Source organism: Flavobacterium azizsancarii, assembly GCF_027980145.1.
Lineage (GTDB): Bacteria > Bacteroidota > Bacteroidia > Flavobacteriales > Flavobacteriaceae > Flavobacterium > Flavobacterium azizsancarii.
In genome coordinates, this window is sequence record NZ_JAMZNK010000006.1 from 54,630 (window position 1) to 74,071 (window position 19,442).

The window sequence follows — 19,442 nt, forward strand, 5'->3', positions numbered from 1 at the left end:
AAAATTACTTCACTTTCAACCTCTGCCCTATTGAAATTGCATTATCTGAAAGATTGTTTTTCCGTTTTAAATCGTCAACAAGTACGTTGAATTTTTTTGAAATCGAATATAAGGTATCTCCTTTTTGAACTTCGTACGAATTTGGATCGTTTGAATTTGCATTCGAATTTGAAGAACTTCGAACGGGAGCTGAGGAACTTTTAGTCACAGTTGTTTTCTCAAAAGGTTTGTAATTTCTACCCGTAACCTGACAATCGTATTGATGAAGATTGTATCTTTCGATATAACTTATTAATTTATCCGGATAATTAGGATCTGTAGCATAACCTGCCGCTCTCAGCCCTTTTGCCCAAGCTTTGTAATCGTCTTTTTCGTAAGTAAATAAAGTCGCATATCTATTTTTTCCGACTAAAAACAAAGCGTGATCTCTATACGATTCCGCAGCTTCCGGATATTTCCTGAAACATTCCTGGGCTGAATCATCATCATGACGAACACTTTCTCCTAACCAGTCTTTATGGCATTTAATTCCGAAATGATTGTTTGCTTCAACAGCTAAATCACCTCTTCCTGCACCAGATTCCAAAATTCCCTGAGCCAGAATAATACTGGCAGGAATACCATATTTTTGCATATTACCCATTGCAATATCTTTATACAACAGGACGTAACTCGTAATTAAATCATTGGTTACAACTGTATTTGATGTAGATTGTATTACTTCTGTAGTATTGTTTGTAGAAGGATAATTTTTGCCAATTGGTTTAGCATACGCTGGCTTTCTGGTTGCTGCCACTCTGGGCTTCTGCATTGCTGCTTTTTTAGTCGTTGCAATAGTAGGTTTACTAGAGGAACAACTTACTAAAGTTGCCAGAATCAGGAATGTTATAATTTTTTTAACCATTGTTTTTGAGTATTGGTAATTTTTTCTGTCTCAATTTTATATTCATCCCTTCAATTCCCTGCAATCCGCCGGTATGAATGAGTACTATTTTTGAATTTTCAGGAAAATAGTTTTTATAGATTAAATCTATAACGCCAAAAACCATTTTTCCTGTATAAATTGGATCCAGGGGTACTTTATTATCTTCAAAAAAAGTATTGATAAATTCAATTAATTCTAAATTTATCTTCCCATAACCTCCAAAATGATAGTCAGAAATCAAATTCCAGTTATCTTGTTTTGCAAAAATACGAATTTCATCGGTTAAAAAGTCACCTTTTAACGCCGGAAACCCTAAAATTTTCTGATGTGGCAAGGCACTATTGATTAATCCGGAGATTGTTCCACCCGTTCCAACTGCGCAGCATACATAATCGAAAACAGCATCTTCATCAGTCAAAATCTCTTCACAGCCTTTTACGGCCAATTCATTTGTTCCGCCCTCAGGTACTAAATAAAAATCTCCAAACTTATCTTTTAATTTTTCAATAAAGGAAATTTCACTTTTATGCCTGTAATCTTCCCGGCTTACGAACTCAAATTGCATTCCGTTTTCCTGAGCAAATTTCAATGTTGGGTTTTCTTCAATTTTATCAAAAAGTTCATCCCCGCGAATAACACCAATCGTTTTAAAACCCTGCTCCTTTCCCGCATAGGCAACAGCAGCGATATGGTTCGAAAAAGCTCCGCCAAAAGTCAATATTGTTCCTTGGTTTTCAGCTTTTGCCGCAAGTAAATTATATTTTAGCTTCCTTAATTTATTCCCTGATACAAAAGGATGATTGAGATCATCTCGTTTTATTGTAAGCGCAATATTATTTGGAAAAGTGATATGAATTGGTACGTTCAAAATCTATTTTTGTTTTAAAGTTATGTAATTCAAAAAACCAAAGAAAGATCTGTTTTTCAAATAATCCAAATCATTTTCATTTGTATAAGCTTCTCTTTCAAAACTTATATTTCGGTATGCTAAATCTTTATTTTTATATTGTATTAATCTAATTATATATTCAAAAACATAAAAAACATAAAACGGAAAAACCAGTAATTCTAATTGCTGTCTCAAATGAATCTTTTCATGATTTACAAAAACCAGATTGTCTTTATCAAAATCATATTTTAAAAACACAAACGGAAATAAAGTCATTCCCCGATATCCTTTTGGAATTAAATATTTAGCAACAATCAGAAACATTAGCTGTAAAATTTATAAATTTGTAGATAAAAATTGTTCAATTTCATTAAAATCACAATCTAACAGTAGATTTTGATTGAAAAAAAATAAGAATATGAACCCAATGCAGATTTATGAAAGAGCAAAGTAATGAAAATAAATTAATCGAAGGCGAAGATTTTTACTATACGCCCGAAGGTTATAAATGCTTTACTGAAAAACACCATTTAAAACGAGGTTATTGCTGCAAAAGTGGCTGTCGTCATTGCCCGTATGGGTTTGATAAACGAACCGGAAGAATAAACAAACCGCAATAAAAACTAAAACAATACAAAATGAAGGTTTTTATAACTAAAAATATACCCGAAGCAGGCATTTTGTTACTTCAGGAAAAAGGTATCAAACTTACCATAAATCCAACAGAGAATGTATCATCACGAAATGAGTTTATAAATTTCTGTAAACAAAATGACGCTCTTCTGAATGTTGGAACCAATAATTTAGATGAAGATTTTTTTCAGCAATGTCCTAATTTAAAAGGTATCGCTTTATTTTCTGTCGGATTTGATTCCGTAAATATTCCATCCGCTAATAGCCGCAAAATCCCTGTTGGCAATACTCCGGACGTTTTAAACAGAGCCACTTCAGATCTTGCTTTTTTATTGATGCAAAGTGTTGCGAGAAAATCATTTTTTAATCATAAAAAAATTATAAGCGGAGAATGGAATTCTTTTAATGCCTTAGAAAATTTAGGACAGGAACTTTACGGTAAAACATTAGGCATATTCGGTTTAGGCAGAATTGGTTTTGAAATGGCAAAAAAGTGCAAAGCTGCATTTGGAATGAATATCATTTACCACAATCGCTCTCATAATAACAACGCCGAAAAAGAACTTGATGCTCAATATGTAGATTTCGAAAGCTTGCTTAAACAAAGTGATGTTTTGAGTATTCATGCAAATTACAGCAAAGAAAGCAATGAACTTTTCAATAAAGATGCTTTTGCAAAAATGAAACGCAATGCTATCTTCATCAATACAGCAAGAGGAAAATTTCATAATGAGGACGACCTTTTTTATGCACTAACCAATGATGTCATTTGGGGCGCAGGACTTGATGTTACAAATCCTGAACCAATGAAACAAAATAACCCATTATTATCTTTGCCAAATTGTTGCATTTTACCACACATTGGCTCCGCAACATACGAAGCCAGAAATGCAATGGCAATTTGTGCTGCACAAAATATAATAGCACTTTTTGAGCATAAAAAAATGCCGTTTTGTGTTAATGAAGAAGTTTATTCTTAATTAAAAAATGGGACAATTTATTAATTAGATAATTTCTTAATTCGTCAATTAAAAAATCAACAACTAACAATTAATCATCAATAATTATAAATGGATATTCGCTCAAGAAAATTTAGGATTAAAATCCACAAATCTTATCATAGGTCGGATATTCGTTATCCGTAGGTTTTTAATTAGAAAATATGTCAATTTGATAATAGATAATTCTTTTTAAACTGAATTTATATATCGCTCCAATGGAGCTTTTACTAAAAGATCTATTTTATTTCTATAAATATGACGCCTTTCCAAGGCTAAAATTAAACTCCGGAGGAGTGCCATATTTATAGCGGTATATTTATGCCGCATATTTATAGAATTTCATTTAACAATCAGATTTTTAGCCCCAGCGGGGCGACATAATTTAAAACTTATAATAACTAATTTATAGATTATAATTTTAGCCTTAGAAAAAGTCTAAAATCAATAATCTAAAATCTCAAATAAACCATGACTTTCAAAGAACAAATTCAACAAGGAATTCCTTCTATATTGCCTCCAAAAAAAGAGTATGATTTTGCAATTAACCATGCGCCAAAAAGAAAAGATATTCTTTCGAAAGAAGAAAAAAAACTGGCTTTAAAAAATGCATTGCGCTATTTTGAACCTCAGCATCACGCTGAATTAATTAAAGAATTTACCGAAGAATTAAATACTTACGGTCGTATTTATATGTATCGCCTGCGTCCTGATTACAGAATGTACGCAAGACCAATCGACGATTACCCCGGAAAATCAGTGCAGGCAAAAGCGATTATGCATATGATTCAGAACAATCTGGACTATGCTGTGGCGCAACATCCGCATGAATTGATTACATATGGCGGTAACGGAGCTGTTTTTCAGAACTGGGCACAATATTTATTGACGATGCAATATTTGTCTGAAATGACAAATGAGCAAACCTTAACAATGTATTCTGGACATCCAATGGGATTATTTCCTTCGCATTCTGAAGCGCCAAGAATTGTGGTTACAAACGGAATGGTGATCCCGAATTATTCTAAACCGGACGATTGGGAAAAAATGAATGCTTTGGGCGTTTCTCAATACGGACAAATGACGGCGGGAAGTTATATGTACATTGGCCCACAAGGAATTGTACACGGAACGACAATTACGGTTCTAAATGGTTTCAGAAAAATAAAATTAAATCCTGAAGGCAATTTATTCGTAACTTCAGGACTTGGCGGAATGTCCGGAGCACAACCAAAAGCAGGAAATATTGCAGGTTGTATCACGGTTTGCGCTGAAGTGAACCCAAAAATTACCAAAATCCGCCACGAACAAGGATGGATTAACGAAGTCGTAACTTCGACAGATGAATTGGTAAAGAGAGTGACTTTGGCAAAAGCCAATAAAGAAGTGGTTTCGATTGCTTATTTAGGAAATGTCGTTGATGTATGGGAATGTTTTGATAAGGAAAACATAAAAATTGACTTGGGATCGGATCAGACTTCACTTCATAATCCGTGGGCTGGAGGTTATTATCCGGCTGGAATTTCTTTTGAGGAAGCGAACGAAATGATGGCCAATAATCCTGATTTATTCAAAGAAAAAGTTCAGGAATCTTTGCGCAGACAAGCTAAAGCAATCAATAAACACACCGCAAAAGGAACTTACTTTTTTGATTACGGAAATGCTTTTTTACTAGAGGCTTCCCGCGCTGGTGCAGATGTAATGGCCGAAAATAATATCGATTTCAAGTATCCAAGTTATGTTCAGGATATCATGGGACCTATGTGTTTTGATTATGGTTTTGGTCCGTTTAGATGGGTTTGTACTTCTGGAAAACCGGAAGATTTACAAAAAACAGATACTATCGCAAGTGAAATTCTGGAAGAAATGGCAAAAACGGCTCCAAATGAAATTCAGCAGCAAATGCAGGATAATATCAAATGGATCAAAGGTGCTCAGGAGAATAAATTGGTTGTGGGTTCTCAGGCGAGAATTCTTTATGCAGATGCTGAAGGCCGCATTAAAATTGCCGAGGCTTTTAATCAGGCGATTGCAAAAGGCGAAATTGGAACTGTTGTTTTAGGTCGTGATCATCATGACGTTTCCGGAACTGATTCTCCTTACAGAGAAACTTCAAATATCTATGACGGATCCCGTTTTACTGCCGATATGGCGATTCAAAACGTGATTGGAGACAGTTTCAGGGGTGCAACCTGGGTTTCGATACATAATGGCGGCGGAGTTGGCTGGGGAGAGGTAATAAATGGTGGTTTTGGTATGGTTCTTGATGGTTCTCAGGAAGCTTCAAAACGTTTAGCATCAATGCTTTTTTGGGATGTTAACAACGGAATTTCAAGACGAAGCTGGGCTAGAAATGATGAAGCTATTTTTGCTATAAAAAGAGCAATGGAAGTTCAGCCGTTATTAAAAGTTACGTTACCTAATATTGTAGATGAAAATCTATTTTAGTTGACTAATGTAACCTTGAGTGGAGTCGAAAGGCTATAGAGGAAAAAGGGCTTCGACTCCGCTCAGCCAGACAAAGAAAGAAGAACATTAAAATTTTTAAACATATGAAAACATTCAAATTAGTACCCGTTTTTTTGCTTTTAATTCTTGCGTCATGCAGCACAGTCAGTGTTTATTCTGATTATGATAAAAACGTAGATTTCACGCCTTATAAGACTTATGCATTTTTTAAGCCGGGAATTGATAAGGTCGAAATTTCTGATTTGGATAAAAGACGTATCCTACACGCCATAGACGAAGAAATGCAAGCCAAAGGTTTTACAAAAAGTGAGAACCCAGATTTATTAATAAATATTTTTACAAAATCAAGAGAACAAGTTAATGTAAACCAATTTAGCGCCGGTTGGGGTTATGGTTGGGGTTGGGGATGGAATCCTTACATGATGTACGGAGGAAATCAAACTACTGTATCAACCTCTACAGAAGGAACTTTATTCATTGACTTAATTGATGCTAAAAAGAAAGAAATGATCTGGCAAGGTGAAGGTGTTGGAACTTTAACCAAAAACGTAGAGAAAAAAGATGCTAAAGTAAAAGAACTTGTATCAAAAGTTTTGGCACAATATCCTCCGGTTAAGAAGTAAGTTTTTAAGTCGCAGTTTTCAGTATTTGAAAAAACTAAAAAAAGTTATTAAATACTTTACGAAATAATTTATACATTTGCCATTCAATTATCTGAAATGAAAAACTTAAATATCATTATTATCTCTGTTAACATTATTGCAATTCAGCAATAATGGCGAGGTATTATATAAATAAGTAAACAAAATACAATTTATGAAACCTCCCAAACCGGGAGGTTTTTTATTTTAATAAATAATCAAAAGGTTGTCACAAATTTCACGTAGGTTCACAAATTATTTTTTTCTAATCAAACAATAAAATTTAGTGCTAATTCGTGGCAAAAAAACAAAACAAAATGAATTTATTTAACGAAGTACTTGCTGCAAAAAAGCAATTAGAAAATGTAGTAGCCGCTACTCCACTTACGCAAAATTTAAATCTTTCAGACGAATTTCAATCGACTATTTTATTGAAACGGGAAGATTTACAAATTGTACGATCGTACAAAATCAGAGGCGCTTATAACAAGATTTCTTCGTTGAATGATATCGAAAAAGCAACTGGAATTGTTTGCGCAAGTGCCGGAAATCATGCACAAGGTGTTGCATATTCCTGCCATATTTTGCAGATCAGAGGCAAAATCTATATGCCGAAAACGACTCCAAAACAAAAAGTAAAACAGGTTCAACTGTTTGGAAAATCGTTTGTTGAAATTGTGCTTATCGGAGATACTTTTGATGATGCTTATGCGTCCGCAACTGCAGATGCCGTAAAAAATCATAAAATATTTATTCATCCTTTTGATGATGAGAAAGTAATTGCCGGTCAGGGAACTGTTGGACTTGAAATTCTCGAAAATTATAAAGAAGCTATCGATTATGTTTTTGTCCCAATTGGCGGAGGTGGATTGGCTTCAGGATTATCTGAAGTTTTTAGACATCTGAGTCCTGATACTAAAATTATTGGAGTTGAACCTAAAGGTGCTCCTTCAATGAAAACCTCTATTGAAGAAAATAAAAATACTGCACTTGCAACTATTGATAAATTTGTTGACGGCGCTGCAGTAAAACAAGTTGGCGATAAAACTTTTGAAATATGCCGTAATAACTTAAACGACATCATTCTGGTTCCTGAAGGCAAAGTGTGCACGACAATTTTGCGTTTATACAACGAAGAGGCTATGGTTGTAGAACCGGCTGGAGCATTAACAATTGCTGCTTTAGATTTTTATAAGGATAAAATAAAAGGCAAAACCGTAGTTTGCGTAGTAAGCGGAAGTAATAATGATATCGAAAGAACGGCCGAAATAAAAGAGCGTTCTTTACTTTACGAAGGTTTGATGCATTATTTTATGATTCAGTTTCCACAACGTCCCGGAGCTCTAAAAGAATTTGTAAATAATATTTTAGGACCGGATGATGACATCACTTACTTTCAATTCGCTAAGAAAAACAGCCGTGAAGTTGGTTCTGTCGTAGTTGGATTAGAATTGAAAAACAAAAAAGATATTCTGGCAATTAAAATGAACATGACCAAAAATGGTTTTGAATTTCAATATCTGAATGACAACCAGGATTTGTTTACACAGTTAATAGGATAATCAAACTTTAACCCACTTTTTGTTTTTCTTTAAGTTTCACTGCATAATCTTTGTGTAACTTTGTGTACTGGATTTTCGCAGAGAATCACAAAGATTTCACCAGCTTTACAAAAGAAAGCACTTTATTTTTATTAAAAAAATGGCAACTCAGGATATTTCAAACATAGAAGACATCAAACTTTTAGTAAATACATTTTATGATAAAGTTCAGAAAGATGATTTAATTGGACCTATTTTCAATGAAAAAATGCTAGGAAGATGGCCTGAACATTTAGAAAAAATGTATCGTTTTTGGCAAACCATTCTTTTAGAAGAACATACTTATTCCGGAAGCCCATTTCCGCCACACAAACAATTACCTGTAAATCAGTCTCATTTTGATCGCTGGATGGAAATTTTCACTTCAACTGTCGATGAATTATTTATTGGAAAATTAGCTGAGGAAGCTAAAGTTCGTGCAGCAAATATGGCCTATATGTTCAATTACAAAATTGAATATTTTAGAAATCCTGAAAATCATTAGAAAAAAAATTGCCATCAATTTCACGAATTATCATGAATTATTTTATTGGAAATTTTTATCTCTATAAATTTAAAATGTTCTTTTGAAAACGGAAGTCCTAGCCCTGATGGAAGCGGCATCCTTTTTGTTTTTTCTTTAAAAACAAAAAGATACAGCGTACAGCAGGAATTAGCTCCTAAAACCTATATAAGATCTCAAGACAAACTTCACGAAAAACGCAATAAAAATCACCTTCGAATAAAATAATTGTAACAAATAGCAAAAAATAGCGGTGTTAATTCGTAATTTTGCATTCTAAACTACAACGTTTTCGAAATGAATGCAAGTATTGAAACAAACCCGTTATTAGAGCGATTGCCTAAACATTTAAAGCAGTTTATTAAACCTCAGGATTATAGCGATTACACTCCTATAAACCAAGCGGTTTGGCGCTATGTAATGCGTAAAAATGTAGATTATTTATCGAAAGTTGCACATAGTTCGTACTTAGACGGCTTACGCAAAACGGGAATCGAAATTGATGCGATCCCTAGTATGTATGGAATGAACCGGATTCTAACCGAAATTGGCTGGGCTGCGGTTGCGGTTGACGGATTTATTCCGCCAAATGCTTTTATGGAATTTCAGGCTTACAACGTTTTGGTTATTGCTTCAGATATTCGCCAGTTAGAACATATCGAATATACGCCTGCTCCGGATATTATTCACGAAGGTGCCGGCCACGCTCCTATTATTGCGAATCCTGAATATGCTGAATATTTACGCCGGTTTGGAGAAATTGGCTGCAAAGCCATTTCATCACATAAAGATTATCAGATGTACGAGGCGATTCGGTTGCTTTCAATATTAAAAGAAGCCGAAGATACTCCACAGGAAAAAATAGACGAGGCTGAAAAAGCTGTTGCCGATCTGCAAAATAATATGGGGGAATTGTCTGAAATGGCTCAAATTCGAAACCTGCATTGGTGGACTGTTGAATATGGCCTGATTGGAACTGTTGAAAACCCAAAAATATATGGCGCAGGATTACTTTCATCGATTGGAGAAAGTGCCTGGTGCATGACGGATAACGTAAAGAAAATACCTTACGATATCTCTGCTGCGAATCAGAATTTTGATATTACGCAATTGCAACCTCAATTATATGTAACGCCAAATTTCTCTTATTTAAGTTTGGTCCTGGAAGAATTTGCGAATAAAATGGCTTTAAGAACCGGGGGACTTTCGGGGATTCAGAAACTAATTCATTCCAATGCTTTAGGAACTATTGAATTGAGTACAGGTTTACAGATTTCGGGAGTTTTTACAAATGTATTAGAAGAGGAAGGAAAACCAATTTACATTCAGACAACAGGAAAAACAGCTTTATCGTATCGCGAAAAAGAATTAGTTGGCCACGGAACGCTAACACATCCGGAAGGTTTTGGAAGTCCGATTGGGAAACTGAAAGGATTCAATTTAGCAATCGAAGATATGAGCCCGAAGGATTTACAAGCTTATAGTATCGTTGAAAATGAAACTGTAAAACTGGAGTTTGAAGGCAATATTATTGTTGAAGGAGAAATCATTACAGGTTCCAGAAATTTACACGGTGAAATTATCCTGATTAGTTTTAGAAATTGTACCGTTACACATGGCGAAACAATTTTGTTTCAGCCGGAATGGGGAAATTATGATATGGCAATTGGTAAAAAAGTAGTTTCGGCTTTTTCAGGTCCAGCCGATGTAAATAGTTTCGATTTGATAAATTCGGTTCCTAAAACTACAACTATAAAAGCCAAACATTCAGACGAACGTGACGATCTGGAGATTTTGTACCAAACGGTTCGTATGATCAGAGAAAATAAAGATGCTAAATCTGAATTGAAATCTGTATTTGAGAAACTTCAAAAAAACCATTCTAATGATTGGTTGCTTTCTATTGAAATAGCGGAGCTTTCGAAGGATTCAAATGAAGCACAGCTTTTGCAGAAAGTATTGGTTTATCTGGATCAGTTGAAAATAAAACGTCCTGAAGTGGCACATTTAATTACTGGTGGATTGGATTTGATATTTAACGGTTCTTTGCCGGATTTGCCACAAAGACAATAAGACTTTTTGTTGTTGCGAAAATTTTGCCCACGAATCTTACTGATTTAAACTGATTAACGCAGGTTTTTTTTTAATCTCGCAAAGACGTGAAGTCGCAAAGTTTTTCTACAATTTTGTCATTTCGACCCAAGGGAGAAATCACACGCGGGATTCGACAAAGATTGACGACTTTCTGTGCGGAGCTTCTAGTGTGATTTCTCCCTTGGGCCGAAATGACAAACAATACGATTAATCATTAATTAAAAAAACTTAGAGTCTTTTTGCCTTTGTGGCAAACTACAATTTTAAATCTGTATTAAAATCTTTATCAGATTCAATTGTTTTTCCTTCGTATTGCAATTTCCAACCCATTGAATTTGTCAGGATCAGAATTTTAGATAACTCACTAATCAATCTATTTTGGGCATTGGTTTTCAAGGTCGATTTCTCGATTTTTTTCGCCAGATTGGCTTTTACTGATTTGTTGATTTTGTTGTAATCATCTCCTGTAAAAGGATTTAGTTTGCTTTGTTCAACATCGTAAAACTGAATATCCGGATTGATTGTAATTTCTTCTTTTGGAATATTAAGAATGGTGATGGTTTTATTTTTTTCGTCGATATCGTATTTGATTTTATGCAAATCATAAGCAACTGTAACATTTGCATTCACGACAACAAGTGCTTTCTTCTCAAAAGAAACCATATCCATCAAGTATTTCTGTTGATTTTTATAGGTAATGACTTCTGAAAAATGCCCTTCGGTGACTACTAATTTTCCAACATTTAAAATCTGCTGTTGAATTAAATTGGTATTGTAATCGATGGTAGAATCGTCGTCTTTTTTGAACTCACAATATTTGAAAGCCAAAACTATCAAAAGTACGACCGCAACGAAAACTATTATTCTCTTTATTAAATTTTGCATTCTATTATTTTATTAGACCAATTTACTTCTTTTTTCTAAGAGGTTAAAAGTTTTTCATCACTAAGTTTTTTCGCCATGACCCGAGCAACAGCGAACAGGCGAAGCAATTTCACGAATTTTCACTAATGCTTTGTTTATAATTTATAATGATGTGAATTTAAAATTTGTGAAATTGCTTATTATGCGCAAACTATATATCAGTGAAAATTCGTGAAATTTGCGGCAAAAAACGTGGCAAAATTCTTAAAATGGATAACCAATTGCGATATTCAAAATCAGGTTTTCTTTTCTCCACGGTCCGCTGCCAAAATTGATATCGTCGATTACCCATCTTTGTCCTTCCGGCAAATAAGGCTTTCTTAACGGAAATGCCAGATCTGTTCTTAGAACTAAGAAAGACAAATCAAAACGCAATCCCGCTCCGGCACCCACGGCAATCTCTTTCATGAAATCTTTGGTAATTTGTCCTCCTGGTTTATCTTTATCAGCATTTAAAAGCCAAACGTTTCCAGCATCTATAAATACTGCACCGCGAACAATACTAAAAAGTTTTGCCCTGTATTCTGTACTAAATTCTAATTTTAAATCTCCTGACTGATCCGGTAAGTATGAATTATCTGTGACAGTATTTACATAACTTCCAGGACCGAGAGATCGTGCTCTAAAAGCACGAATACTATTGGTTCCTCCTACCACAAATTGCTTAGACGTTGGCAATGCACCAGAATTTCCGTAAGGCAGTCCGGCACCAATAATAATTCTGCTTGCCAGTTCACTTTCTTTACCCAATTTTAAATAATGCCTGAAATCTCCTTTTAGCTTTACAAATTGACTAAACGGAACATCAAATATTTTTATGGTATCGTTCTTTTTTACATTAGCGCCTGTAGCCAAACCAGTTATATTTCCTGCCAAATCTAATTCTCCATTAAAATAAAACGTATTTTTTTTACGCTTCTGCATTGTATTTGTATATGTATACGAGTACGTTGGTCCAAAAATCAGTTGCTTTTCGATTACTTTCCCTAACGATGCATCTTCTATAATATCCTGACGATACTCTGCTGTTACATTATTTGGGCTCACATACGTAATATCAATAAGATTGAATTGGTGTTCTTTTCTGATGTTTTCTTTCCATTGATAACCAAATGATGTTTTAAACGAATTCAATGCATACAATTGTGTTCTGTTTTGATATTCATATCTCACTGTAGCTTTTGTTCTCGGCACATATTCGCTGGAACCTTCAATATGAAAAAACGGCACAATAAATCTCGGCCAGGTCAAGCTGGTTTCTGTTCCTAATTTATAAATATTTTTTCCGTTATTAGTTCCTGCAAGCTGAAAATCGGCTCCGCCAAAAACAGAAACCGTCAGCAGTTCAGCACCACGAAATAAGTTTCGGTTGTTCCAGTTTACATTCAGTTCTGTTCCTGTATAACTGGCTGAATTTGTTTTTCCTAAAACTTCTACACGAATAAATTTCTTCGGCAAAAGCGTCAGATAATAATAAGAATCCAAGGCGTTTTTTATACTATCAGAAGGTTTAAATTCGTTTTTTACAAAACTAAAAGTTCCCAGATTCACGAATCGGTTTAAAGTCAAATTGTGGTTCTTTCTATTGTATAAATCTCCTTTTTTAAAATAGATCGCCCGATCAAAAACCCTTGGTTTAAAAGTATCTGCAGTATCAATAATCGTAAAATCTTTGTATTGAACAATATCTTTACCAGTGTATTTCACGCTATCTTTTGAAACGGTAAAATTAGGATAAACTACAATTTTATTAATCTTGTAAGCGGTCAAAGCTTTTGGCGGTGCCTCAGGTTTTATTACCAACCTGATTTTTACTTCATGATCGCCTTTGCTGCTGTCTACCTGGGCTAAAATATAATCCGGATTAAAGTAGTAATATCCTTTTTCTTTAAGCCTTGCATCTATTCTTTCTCTCTCTGCTTTTATGACATCCAAATCATATGGTTTTCCTACTTTCAATAAACTTCTTCGGCTTGATCGCCCAATTATTCTTGACATGGCCAGAGAGTCATCCGGAAAAATTACACTTTTAATAATATACTGTCTTTTAGGCACAACCGTATATTCTGCAGTTGCTCTTTTGTTACTAACAGTAGAATCTGCACTGACACGCGTTTTAAAATAACCTCTGTTTTCTGTGAAATTTCGTAAAACCGAAGCATTATAATCTAAATCGACTTTGCTAAAAAGTACTGGCGCTTCTCCCACTTTATTACGCAGCCAATATCGAATTCCTTTTTGTTTTTTAGGTTCGCCTGCAATATTGTAAATCCATAATTTAGGTCGTAAACCTAATATTTGCTTGTTGGGTTTTGGTCGCAATAAATCTTCTAGTTCATTCTCGAAAGCTTTTCTTTCTTTCTTTTTAATAGTAGAATCCTTTACTGTCACAGAACCTCCTGTGTACAATAAATCTCCTTCGGGCAAATATTTAGTATTGCTGCATCCAAAAACAAAAAATAAGGATAGCGCTATAAAATATTTTACATATCTAATTTCCATATTGCTATGTCTTTTGTTCATTTCCTTCAATTTTATTTTCTTCGTCTTCTTTTTTATTCTCTTCCTTCTCTTTCTGCTTCTTTTTCTCTTTTCGCAGTTTTTCTTCTTTTATCATTTCTTTTTCGGCTGCACTTCTATGAAAAAGTTCACGGAATTTATTGTAACTCATTGTAATAATAAACGCAACTCCTGTCTCGACAACCTGACCTTCGACTGCAACCTGATATTCGTTTTTGCGATACGCACGAAGCATATATCGGCCGTCTTTTGTTAGTTGATAATCTAATGCTACGTCGCCGGCAATATTGGTACTTTCTTCATTTGCGCGTTCTTGTCCTTCGACAGCAAAACTGCTTCCTACCGTAACTTTTAATCGATCATTTAAAAGTTTTTTAGAAACACCCACATTCAAATCTGTTCTGTTTTCCCTGTTTCCGGTAGTATAATCATCTGTAGATTCAAGATCAAACTCTAATTGAACTCCGCTAATTAACTCTCCTGCAAGATCATTTAACTGTTGAGAAAGTATTTTACTCACACTTTGTCTTGCCAATGATTCTGCACTTGTTCCGCCGCTTTCACTCGCAAAAGGGTTTTCACCAATAAATCTGTTTAATAATAACAGTGCAAAAACCTGTTTGTTCAATTCATTTGGTTCTTGTCGTAATTGCTCTAATTTATTTTGGGAAGCTGTTACGATATCTGATGAAACATCATAATTCCCGTCAGGCAGCACAATATCAAATGTGATTTCCGGTTTCAGTAATTCTCCATTCATTTTCAATAATGTCTGGAACGGAATTTTCTGTTTGTATGTGTTTTTAACCGTCGGACTCATTGCTCCTAACTGGTTTCCAAGTAAATCTATTGGTGCTGTTTCTACTTTATAAATGGCTGTAATATTCAGACTTGCCATTGTAGGTTCACCATTCCAGGTAATAGAACTTCCTTTTTGAATATCAAATTTTCTTCGGATCATGTTGAAATTCATTTCATACGCTCCTTCAGAAAACTCATATTTACCCGTTAAAGTAGTTTTTCCTGACGGATCGATTCCTCCTGTAAGCTGTGCTTCACCTTTTAGATTCAGATAATCTCCGTTTCCTTTGTCAATCACCAAGGTAAGTTCAGCTTCTTTATCAATGGCAATTTCAACGCTCACATCCATACCAATTAACTGAGATTGATTCAGTTCTTTCTCCATCGCAACAGTTTGTTTCAGCAACATATTATCTTCATCGACAAACTCAACAATACCTTCACGATCCGCAATAGAAGGATCTGATTGTGGTAAAACAACTGTAAATTTAGTGTCTTTGTTTATTTTGATATTTCCGCCAACAACAGGATTTTTAAGCGTTCCTTTTATGTTTAGTTTGGTATCCAGAATTAAATCTCCATAAAACAAATCATTATCTGCTTCTTTAGAATGTATGGCTCTAAAATCGTCTGCAACAACTGTTAAACCAAAATCGAAATTACTATAATCAGCAGACTTAATCGTTCCGTCTATTGTTAACTCGTTATCATTCTCGTCATGAAAAGTAAATTTATCAAACGTAATTACATCATTTTGAAGCGTGATTTTTTCATCAACCGTTTTAAAGAAAGAATTCAGTTTAGTTACTCTGAAACCTGTTTCCTTAAAGTCTAATTCTCCAATTACTTTTGGCTCGCTTGCATTGCCCGTAATTTTAAAATTCCCGGTTAAATATCCTGTTCCTTCTTTAATATTACCCATACTGAATCCCTGAATACTTTTTATATTCAGTTTATTCAAATCTAAATTGAAATCAAGATCTCCATCGTCAACTTTATAATTCCCGGTAAGACTTACATCATTATCCTGACCCGTTAATGTAACATTTGCGGCCAATAAATTATCCACTTTGTTATCTACTTTAATACCAATATCACCAACAGGTTCCCCTTTAAAAGCGAACTGATCTACTTTTAAATCTGATGTAAAAGTGGGTTTTGTCATTATATTCTCAACAACTGCATTTCCGTTAATCAGACCTTGCATTAAAATCTCGTCTTTTTTAACCATATTCATAATGGTTTCGATTTTAAAGTTTACAAAATCAACTTTCAACGGTGCATTATCCTGTTCTCCCTGAGATTGTATCTTTAATTCATTGCCTGAATTTGATAAATAAAACTTATTAATATAAAGTCTTTTTCCTCCAAATTCAATTACATTTTCAGGATCAACCGTCCATTTATCGTAATTAAGCACAAAGTTTTCTGCATCGATTTTGAAGATATTTTTAGAATCTTCTGTTTTAAATTCTCCCGCAATAAAATACTGTTGTTTGTCTTTTACATCTTTCACTTCAAGAGCATAAGTCAAAATATTATTTTCGACTTTTCCTGCTAAACTTGTGAATGGAATTTTTAAAGAGCCACTTTCGATCGTTGCTACAGAAACCATATATTCTAAAGCATTCTCTTTTCCTTCGATATTTATTTTTCCATCGGCAATTGTGTTATCGGCATACACAATTCTTGGTATTGTCCCTTTTATTTCTAATGAATCTGTTACGTTATTGTACTTTCCTGTAATATTGACAGGCTCTAAACCAGTTAATTTTGGAACCAGTTTAAAAAGCAGCGGATCATTATCAATCTTTAACTTAAAGACCAAACGTTGTTCATCTGCTTCTCCATTTACTTTTGGATTTTTTAAATCAATATATTTCGATAATGATTTTTTTATTGCCGCTGTTAATGTGGTCAATTTATATTTTCCGTCAACTTCCGCTTTCAAAAACTGAGATGCAATTTTGATGTTATTTCTCGTATTATCCGCAAAAGCAATTATACGCACTGAATCCAGAACAATAGGTGCGGCATCTTGTACCACCTGTATATTGGAAAGAAATACTTTACCGTTTAAAAAATCAGGATTACTGTTGGCAATATCTGCATCTACATTACCACGCAGTTTCATTGGTCCGGCATGAAGATTTAGTTTTTCCAGATCAGCAATATCCAGATTTAATTTTAATTGTATGGATGGATATTTATCTTTTGTATTTCCACTTGCTACAAGATCAAAATGCAAATTAGGATCTTTCATTCCCGATTTTACATCAAATGATCCGTTTTCTATATTTCCTTTTAAAGCTAAATCCTTATAAGTATATTTATTAAAAACTGCTTTCTGAACCAATCCGTCAAATTGCGCCTGAGCTGTTTTTGGATCGAGTCCTTTCCCATCTACTTTCGCTTTAAGCGTAATTTTTCCGATTGAATCATTTTTGATTAATTTTCCCAAATCAAAATCCAACAAATAAACTGTTGCATTGTACTTCTCTTTTTTCTTAACACGCTGATCGAATAATGCATCGACTTTCGCATTTCCGAAACTACTGTTTAAGGCCAGGTTTGTTTTGAAATTCTGAACAGAACCTTTAAATTTTCCTTGCAGGTTTAATTGAGAAGGCAACTGAATGTTTTTCGGAATTGTTCCTGCCGGTACAAACGTATTAATATCCTTTGAAGTACTTGATATTTTTTTTATATCTAAATCGTAATAGGCTTTTTGGGCATCCGGCAACCCTGTTATTTTTCCAGAAAGAGAAACTTTTGTCGTTCCTATTCCACTCATTTCGAATTGTGGAATGTTAAGATCTTTAATTTTTCCGCTCAAGCGTGTATTAACGTACAAAATCGCATTTGGATTACTCTTAAACGGATTTGTCTTTTGCAAATCCGGAACAAAAAGCAAAATATCTTTAAAACCAATTTTTGATTGATTTAAATTAGCGTCTAAAGAAAGGTTTCCTAAATCTTTAGAAATTGTTGCAATCGAAGAATAAGCGACTTTAACTTTATTTTGAAGTAAAGTTTGAGGCGTTTTCAAATACAAATCATTCAGATATGCATTTTTAGGTCCGTAAAAGAAATCGGTTTTTAAAGACTGAATTTGTAATCCGCTTTTATCGTTTGCCGTTAAAGCTTTTATGTTCCCGGAAATGGTGTCGTTTCCGTAGTATAATTTCTCTGCTTTAAAATTTAATTTATCCAAATCAAGATGACTGTAATCAATACCTTTTAAAACTGGTTTCGATTGCATATCGTCAAACCTGAAGGCGACATCCTGTATATCTATATTCTTTAATTTTACTTTCCATCCTGCTTGCTTAATTGCAGTTGAATCTAAATCAGGAGTTTTTATTTGTTTGTCTTTTGTACCTAAACGTAAGTTCCCTTTTAGATTTTTCAATTCGAAAGTATCAAAATCTAAAAGCTGATTGTTCAGGTCAATTTTATTGACCGATAAATCAAGATTCCCCAGTTTTATTCCTGAGTCTAATTTGGAATCTTTATTATCATAAGCAATATCAATTTTCGACAAACTAATTTTACCTAAATTCAAATTAGAATCTTTTCTTTTCGAAATAGTATCAACGGTTTCTACCGATACTTCGGCAATTTTTTCGACTGCATCCTGATCTAAAACTAATTTTAATCCGTCTAACTTAATATTCGGAATATCGAAATTCATTTTATCCAAATCAAATTCCTTGAATTTTGTATCAAAATGTGTCAGATTGACCTTCACATCATTCTTAGAAAAATCATCTTTAAAACTGAATTTAACATTGTCCAGATTTACATTTACAACTGATATTTTGAATGGTTTACTATCCGGATCTTCAACCTTTGGTTCTTTAGATTCGAAAGCTTTTATTATATAATCAAAATTAAAAACGCCGTCTTTATTTCTGGAAATATTAGCATTGACATTTTCAAGGGAAACTGAATTTATCTCGAGCTCACTGCTTATTAGCTTAAACAAATCGACATCTAACTCTAAACGTTTACCGCTCAACAAAGTATCTTTCTTTTGATCTTCAAAATAGAAACCTTCCAAAACTATATCTTTTGGAAATTTAATAGAGATATGATCCAAAGCAACTTTGGTTTTTATTTTATTATGCAAATAGGTTATCGCTTTATCCTTTGCATAATTTTGGATCGACGGAACCTGAATTAAAACAATTAGAAGTAATAAAAGTGCAATGATAGAAACCACGCACCAAAGTAGTATACGTAGTGTTTTTTTAAGAAAATGAATTGGTTTCTTATTCATAAGTCAATAAAACACGGTTAAATTAAAGTTGTGTCATTATAAAGCTGTATTTCTACAGTTTACAAAATTGTAAATTTTAAACCTTAACAATTTACATAATTACATGCAATTATTCTAAAATTTTATGGACAAATAATTATTTTCTTACTTTAATTAGCCACGA

At 33.9% G+C, this 19,442-nt stretch carries 13 protein-coding genes; 7 read left to right on the forward strand and 6 right to left on the reverse strand.

Annotated features, from left to right (window positions below):
- Positions 1 to 4: 4 nt before the first annotated feature.
- The 3 genes from NJT12_RS05705 to NJT12_RS05715 are packed head-to-tail and all read right to left on the reverse strand — an operon-like array spanning position 5 to position 2,138.
- The gene (locus tag NJT12_RS05705; RefSeq protein WP_271334924.1) at positions 5 to 904 is read right to left on the reverse strand and encodes a glucosaminidase domain-containing protein; all 900 of its coding nucleotides are present in this window, start codon (positions 902 to 904) and stop codon (positions 5 to 7) included.
- The gene (locus NJT12_RS05710) at positions 897 to 1,793 is read right to left on the reverse strand and encodes a 1-aminocyclopropane-1-carboxylate deaminase/D-cysteine desulfhydrase (RefSeq protein ID WP_271334925.1); all 897 of its coding nucleotides are present in this window, start codon (positions 1,791 to 1,793) and stop codon (positions 897 to 899) included. The genes NJT12_RS05705 and NJT12_RS05710 overlap by 8 nt, the downstream gene beginning before the upstream one ends.
- A 3-nt stretch (positions 1,794 to 1,796) precedes the next feature.
- Positions 1,797 to 2,138, reverse strand: coding sequence for a hypothetical protein (locus tag NJT12_RS05715; protein ID WP_271334926.1), 342 nt, complete (start codon positions 2,136 to 2,138; stop codon positions 1,797 to 1,799).
- Positions 2,139 to 2,251: 113 nt separating this feature from the next.
- Here NJT12_RS05715 and NJT12_RS05720 point away from each other — a divergent pair, with 113 nt between their 5' ends.
- The 7 genes from NJT12_RS05720 (at position 2,252) to NJT12_RS05750 (ending at position 10,731) form a co-directional block, all read left to right on the forward strand.
- Positions 2,252 to 2,434: a C1orf53 family protein gene (locus NJT12_RS05720; protein WP_271334927.1), complete on the forward strand. Its 183-nt coding sequence runs from the start codon at positions 2,252 to 2,254 to the stop codon at positions 2,432 to 2,434.
- A gap of 18 nt (positions 2,435 to 2,452) precedes the next feature.
- Complete coding sequence (locus NJT12_RS05725) at positions 2,453 to 3,427, forward strand: 2-hydroxyacid dehydrogenase (protein ID WP_271334928.1); 975 nt, start codon at positions 2,453 to 2,455, stop codon at positions 3,425 to 3,427.
- Between the two features lie 489 nt (positions 3,428 to 3,916).
- Positions 3,917 to 5,893 (forward strand): urocanate hydratase, encoded by a 1,977-nt coding sequence (locus tag NJT12_RS05730; protein WP_271334929.1) that lies wholly within the window; start codon positions 3,917 to 3,919, stop codon positions 5,891 to 5,893.
- A 104-nt stretch (positions 5,894 to 5,997) separates the two neighbouring features.
- On the forward strand, positions 5,998 to 6,537 hold the full coding sequence (locus NJT12_RS05735) for a DUF4136 domain-containing protein (protein WP_271334930.1): 540 nt from the start codon (positions 5,998 to 6,000) through the stop codon (positions 6,535 to 6,537).
- A 335-nt stretch (positions 6,538 to 6,872) separates the two neighbouring features.
- On the forward strand, positions 6,873 to 8,117 hold the full coding sequence (ilvA, locus tag NJT12_RS05740) for a threonine ammonia-lyase IlvA (protein ID WP_271334931.1): 1,245 nt from the start codon (positions 6,873 to 6,875) through the stop codon (positions 8,115 to 8,117).
- 139 nt (positions 8,118 to 8,256) lie between these two features.
- Positions 8,257 to 8,640, forward strand: coding sequence for a group III truncated hemoglobin (locus NJT12_RS05745; protein ID WP_271334932.1), 384 nt, complete (start codon positions 8,257 to 8,259; stop codon positions 8,638 to 8,640).
- A 315-nt stretch (positions 8,641 to 8,955) separates the two neighbouring features.
- Entirely contained in the window at positions 8,956 to 10,731 is a 1,776-nt protein-coding gene (locus NJT12_RS05750; RefSeq protein WP_271334933.1) for an aromatic amino acid hydroxylase, read from the forward strand.
- 276 nt (positions 10,732 to 11,007) lie between these two features.
- On the opposite strand, the gene NJT12_RS05755 is transcribed toward NJT12_RS05750, so the two are convergent.
- From NJT12_RS05755 to NJT12_RS05765, 3 genes are all read right to left on the reverse strand, one after another.
- On the reverse strand, positions 11,008 to 11,637 hold the full coding sequence (locus NJT12_RS05755; RefSeq protein ID WP_271334934.1) for a DUF4230 domain-containing protein: 630 nt from the start codon (positions 11,635 to 11,637) through the stop codon (positions 11,008 to 11,010).
- Between the two features lie 243 nt (positions 11,638 to 11,880).
- Positions 11,881 to 14,199, reverse strand: coding sequence for a translocation and assembly module lipoprotein TamL (gene tamL / locus NJT12_RS05760; protein ID WP_271334935.1), 2,319 nt, complete (start codon positions 14,197 to 14,199; stop codon positions 11,881 to 11,883).
- Positions 14,183 to 19,279, reverse strand: a complete 5,097-nt coding sequence (locus NJT12_RS05765) for a translocation/assembly module TamB domain-containing protein (RefSeq protein ID WP_271334936.1) — start codon at positions 19,277 to 19,279, stop codon at positions 14,183 to 14,185. Before NJT12_RS05765 ends, tamL begins: the two co-directional genes overlap by 17 nt.
- Positions 19,280 to 19,442 lie beyond the last annotated feature (163 nt).